This is a genomic window from Longimicrobium sp., from assembly GCF_036387355.1.
Taxonomy (GTDB): domain Bacteria; phylum Gemmatimonadota; class Gemmatimonadetes; order Longimicrobiales; family Longimicrobiaceae; genus Longimicrobium.
The window spans coordinates 1-5,203 of sequence record NZ_DASVTX010000494.1 but is presented as its reverse complement, the minus strand read 5'-3'; the positions used below and the strand labels follow the sequence as shown (position 1 = coordinate 5,203).

6 protein-coding genes are annotated in these 5,203 nt (G+C 71.1%); all 6 read left to right on the top strand.

All coding sequences use genetic code 11. The features are described 5' to 3' along the window. Positions 1 to 635: DUF4139 domain-containing protein (locus VF665_RS21195; RefSeq protein ID WP_331055463.1), on the top strand; the 635-nt coding region annotated here is incomplete at its 5' end. Positions 636 to 640: 5 nt separating this feature from the next. After that, positions 641 to 2,071 (top strand): DUF4139 domain-containing protein, encoded by a 1,431-nt coding sequence (locus tag VF665_RS21190; RefSeq protein ID WP_331055464.1) that lies wholly within the window; start codon positions 641 to 643, stop codon positions 2,069 to 2,071. A gap of 144 nt (positions 2,072 to 2,215) precedes the next feature. Next, complete coding sequence (gene rsmD / locus VF665_RS21185) at positions 2,216 to 2,743, top strand: 16S rRNA (guanine(966)-N(2))-methyltransferase RsmD (RefSeq protein WP_331055462.1); 528 nt, start codon at positions 2,216 to 2,218, stop codon at positions 2,741 to 2,743. Then, entirely contained in the window at positions 2,740 to 3,237 is a 498-nt protein-coding gene (gene coaD / locus VF665_RS21180; protein WP_331055461.1) for a pantetheine-phosphate adenylyltransferase, read from the top strand. Before rsmD ends, coaD begins: the two co-directional genes overlap by 4 nt. Further along, on the top strand, positions 3,234 to 4,220 hold the full coding sequence (gene pta / locus VF665_RS21175) for a phosphate acetyltransferase (protein WP_331055460.1): 987 nt from the start codon (positions 3,234 to 3,236) through the stop codon (positions 4,218 to 4,220). The genes coaD and pta overlap by 4 nt, the downstream gene beginning before the upstream one ends. 808 nt (positions 4,221 to 5,028) lie before the next feature. Further along, the coding region (locus VF665_RS26025) for an STAS domain-containing protein (protein ID WP_414679242.1) at positions 5,029 to 5,203 on the top strand (175 nt) is incomplete at its 3' end.

Below are 5,203 nucleotides of genomic sequence, written 5' to 3'. Positions count from 1 at the left end.
CGGAAGAGGGCTTCTTTGAATACCACCTGTACACGCTGGACGGCCGCACCACGCTGGCCAACAACGAAACCAAGCAGATGACGCTGCTCACCGCGCCCAACGCAGGCGTTCGGCGGCGGCTCGTGCTCGACTCGCACCGGTCGTGGAACTTCAACGCCCAGCCCGGCGCGGGCGTCGTGACCAGCGAGGTCAAGGCGGCGATCATGCTGGAACTGGAGAACACCGAGCGGAACGGGATGGGGATGCCGCTTCCCGCTGGCGTGGTGCGCACGTACAAGCGCGACGCGCGCGGCAACATCCAGTTCCTGGGCGAGGACCGCGTAGACCACACGCCGCGCGACGAGAAGGTGCGCCTGTACCTGGGCGATGCCTTTGACGTCGTGGCCACCCGGCGCGTGGTGCAGGCCCGCAGCGTCGGCGAGCGCTCGTATGAAACCACGGTGGAGGTCACCGTCCGCAACCACAAGGACACCGCCACGGAGGTGGACGTCACCGAGCACTTCTGGGCGGACGGGCGCATCCTGAACAACAATGTGGAAGCGCAGCCCGTCGACGCACGGACGGTCAACTTTGCCCTGAGCGTCCCCGCGCGCGGTGAGCGGGTGCTGACGTACACGGTGAGGCAGACATGGTGAGCCGCATGCGCCCGGTTCAACTCGCGCTCACGGCCGCGCTCGCCTCCGTTCCGGTCGCGGCGCAGACACCCGTGGTGTCCACCGCCGCGGACAGCCGCGACGTGTCGCTCACCATCTACAACGGCGGATACGCCATCCTGCGCGAGCAGCGGCAGGTCACCCTGTCGCTGGGGATGAACACCGTTCGCTACGAGGACGTCGCGCAGACCATCCAGCCCGCGACGCTGAGCGTGACCGGCCGCGCCGCGCCCGTCCGCGTGCGCGAGCAGAACTACCAGTTCGACCTCATCAGCCCGCAGGCGATCCTGCAGAAGTCTATCGGGCGTACGGTGCGCTTTCGCCGGGTGCGGCCCGGCGGGGCGGTGGAGGTGCTGGAGGGCACGCTGCTCAGCACGGGGAACGGCGGCACCGTGGTGCGGACGGCGGATGGCCGGCTCGTGCTGAATCCGCAGGGCGAGGTGGAAGTGACGGAGCTTCCCTCCGGGCTCATCTCGCGCCCGTCGCTGCTGTGGATGCTGGAGTCGGAGCGCGGCGGCCCGCAGCCGCTGGAGGTCTCGTATCTCGCCGGCGGATTGGGGTGGTCGGCGGACTACGTGGCCGTCTTTGATTCGGCGGACGGCAGGGTGGACCTCACCGGCTGGGTAACGCTGACCAACGGCAGCGGAACGACCTGGCGCGATGCCCGGCTGCAGTTGATGGCGGGCGACGTGCGCCGGGTTACCCCGTCCCCCAGCCGGTCGCGCGGGGGCGAGTTGGGGCTGGAGAGCGTCGTCGTGACCGGCAGCGCCGCGCCCGCGTTCTCGGAGGAGGGCTTCTTTGAATACCACCTGTACACGCTGGACGGGCGCACTACGCTGGCCGACAACGAGACCAAGCAGATGACGCTGCTCACCGCGCCCAACGCGGGGGTACGGCGGCGGCTGGTGTTCGACTCGCAGCGCGCGTGGAACTACAACGCCCAGCCCGGCGCGGGCGTGGCGACGTCGGAGGTCAGGGCGGCCATCATGCTGGAGATGGAGAACAGCGAGCGGAACGGGATGGGGATGCCGCTTCCCGCCGGCGTCGTACGCACCTACAAGCGCGATGCGCGCGGCAACGTGCAGTTCCTGGGCGAGGACCGCATCGCCCACACGCCGCGCGACGAGAAGGTGCGCCTGTATCTGGGCGACGCCTTTGACGTGGTCGCCACGCGCCGTGTGGTAGAGGAGCGCCAGGTGAGCGATCGCGCCCACGAGACCACCGTGGAGGTCACCGTGCGCAACCACAAGGACACCGCGGCGGAGGTGGACGTCACCGAGCACTTCTGGGGCGACGGGCGCATCCTGAGCAGCACCGTGGAGGCCGGGCGCATCGACGCACGGACGCTCAACTTCGCCATGACCGTCCCCGCACGTGGCGAGCGGGTGCTCACCTACAGGCTGCGCCAGACGTGGTGAGCGGCCGGCGCGGATCCCTTTCCGCCACCGCGCATCCATCCTGATCGGCCGTCGGTGTACGGACGGTGATGGGTGGGTGCGCGTCGCGGGCGGGCCGTGTAGGTTGTGGGCCTTCGCAAAGCGCGCGGCCAGCGGAACGGGTGGATGAGGATTGTTGCGGGGGAATGGGGCGGCCGGCGCATCGCCGCGCCGCCGGGGCGGGAAACGCGGCCCACCACGGACCGAGTCCGCGAGGCGTGGATGAGCGCCGTCTCGGACTTTCTCCCCGGCGCGCGGGTGCTGGATCTGTTCGCCGGCTCCGGCGCGCTGGGGCTGGAGGCGCTGTCCCGCGGCGCCGAGCACGCCGTGTTCGTAGAGAACGGCGCCCCGGCCCTCCGCGTGCTGCGGGACAACCTCGTGGCGCTCGGCGCCGGCGCCCGCGCGGACATCGTCAAGGCGGACGCCCTTCGCTACGCCGCCGCCCTGCCGCGCGACGCGTTCGACGTGGTGTTCGCCGATCCGCCCTACGCGCAGGGGCTCGCCGCCGCGCTGGTGGACGCCTTCATCGCCGTACCCTTCGCCGCGCTGCTGTGCATCGAGCACGGGCGCGGCGACGTGCTTCCCGCCACGGACGGCGCACGCACCCGCCGCTACGGCGACACCTGCCTCACCTTCATCCCCGCGCCCGAATGACGCTTCAGCGCATCGCGGTCTGCCCCGGATCGTTCGACCCCATCACGCTGGGGCACGAGGACATCATCCGCCGCAGCTTTCGCTTTGCCGACCAGGTGGTGGTGGCCGTCGCCTTCAGCGCCACGCAGGTCAAGAGCGGGATGTTCTCCGTGGACGACCGCGTGCAGATGATCCGCGAAACCTTTGCCGACGAGCCGCGGGTGGAGGCGGTGGCGTTCCAGGGGCTGCTGGTGGACTTCGCCAGGGCGCGCGGGGCCAGCATGATCGTCCGGGGGCTGCGGGCCGTGTCGGACTTCGAGTACGAGTTCCAGATGGCGCTCATGAACCGCAGGCTGTGGGACGGCATGGAAACCGTCTTTCTCGCTCCGGACCTGGAGCACTCGTATCTGTCGTCGTCGCTGGTGCGGCAGATCGCCTCGCTGGGCGGCGACGCCTCGCCCTTTGTGCCGGCCGCGGTGCTCGCGCGGCTGCAGGAACGGTGCGGCGCGCGATGAGCGGCTTTCTGGATTCCGTCCACCGCCGCGCACGGGAGCAGCCCCGGCGCATCGTGCTCCCCGAGGGGGCGGACGAGCGCACGCTGGTGGCCGCGGCGCGGCTGGACCGGGACGGCCTGGCGCGCGTCACCGTGCTGGGGGGCGAAGAGATCGCGGCGGAACTGCGGCGGCTGGGCGCGGATGGCGTGGAGGTCGTGAACCCCGCGCAGGACGGGCGGCGGATGGATCTGGCGGCCCGCCTGCTGGAGCGCCGCCGCGCCAGGGGGATGACGGAGGAGGACGCCTTTCGCCTCGCGGCCGATCCGCTGATGTTCGGCGCGCTCCTGGTTGCCGTGGGCGGCGCCGACGGGTGCGTGGCCGGCGCGGTGAACACTACGGCGGACGTAATGCGCTCCGCCATCTGGGCCGTGGGCCCGGCGAAGGGGATCCGCACCGTGTCGTCCACCTTCTACATGGTCGTTCCCCCGTTCCGCGGCGGGGACCACGCGGAGGTGCTGAGCTACGCGGACGGGGCCGTGGTTCCCGATCCCACGGCGGAGCAGCTGGCGGACATCGCGCTGGCCAGCGCGGACGCGCGCCGCCGCGTGGTGGGCGACGAGCCGCGCGTCGCGTTCCTGTCGTATTCGACGAAGGGGAGCGCGTCGGGGCCGTCCATCGACAAGGTGCGGCAGGCGCTGGAGCTGTTCCGCGAGCGGGCGCCGGGGGTGGCGGTGGATGGGGAGCTGCAGGTGGATGCGGCGCTGGTGGAGAGCATCGGGTCGCGAAAGGCGCCGGGCTCGCCGGTGGCGGGCCGCGCCAACGTGCTGGTTTTTCCCGACCTGGACGCGGGGAACATTGCGTACAAGCTCACGCAGCGGCTGGCCGGGGCGGACGCGGTGGGGCCCATCGTGCAGGGGCTGGCCCGCCCGGTGAACGACCTGTCGCGCGGCGCCACGGTGGACGACATCGTGAACGTCGCCTGCATTACGGGGCTGCTGGCGTGATGGGGAACAGGGGCGATGTGCGGGGAAGGGTGAGATGGGCTGCGGAGTTCAGCGCGGCGGGCGGCGGGGCCCTCACCCGTCCGCGCTGAGACGCGTCCACCCTCTCCCACGAACAGATGTGGGAGAGGGGGCACACCCCAACGGCGGTTCGGCTTCCGGAGGTTCGGCGCATGCGGAAGCGCCGCACTCCCCCACTCTCCCGCAGCCGGGGCGCAGGCGGGCGAAGGCGGCCGTTCGGCGCGGAAGACGATTGGGTGCGGGCCGGCGGCCTCGTGCCCGGCGGTTGAAACCGCGCCTCGAACAACACGAAGTCCGCCTGCGCGGACTGCGTCGCCACTCGCGGGCGCGCAACCCGCGCCGGGCAGTCCGCCGGGTCGGTTGAAGCCTCGATCGTGGACGCGACAGCGGCCACGAGTCGGGGCTTTCCGCTGTTGGAGCGGCGGCTTCATCCGCTCAGGCGACCCGGGGCCGCGCCAAACTCTGCTTCCCGACACCGAAGTGGCCGCCCCGCCAACCCTCCCCCGGTCTGTTTTGAGGGAGGGTGGGCCGGTGGTGCCGGCCCGGGTGGGGGCCGCCGGCGAACCCCGCCCGGCCCGCCGATCTCCGCCCTCCTCCCGCGCTTCGAACCCCCGCCGGGCCGGCCGCCGGTGTCAAAACCCTGCACAACCCGCGCGCTCCCTCTGGCGCGGCGGCGTGCGGGGCCGCAATATGGCCGTCGCGGCGTGCAGCCTTGCGCCGGACGTGGCACATGGATTGCCCCCCGCCAAGGGTTGGGGCACTCGAAAAACCGTGGATCATCTGAGGAGTCATGAGCTTCCACACGAGCAAGCAGAATGGTGTGGTGGTGGTGGACGTGGACGGCCAGCTCATTGTGGGCAACCGTCAGGAGCTGAAGCAGAAGGTGCTCGACGAACTGGAAGGCGGCGAGCGCAAGTTCCTGATCGACTTCTCCAACACCGGCTACATCGATTCGTCCGGCCTGG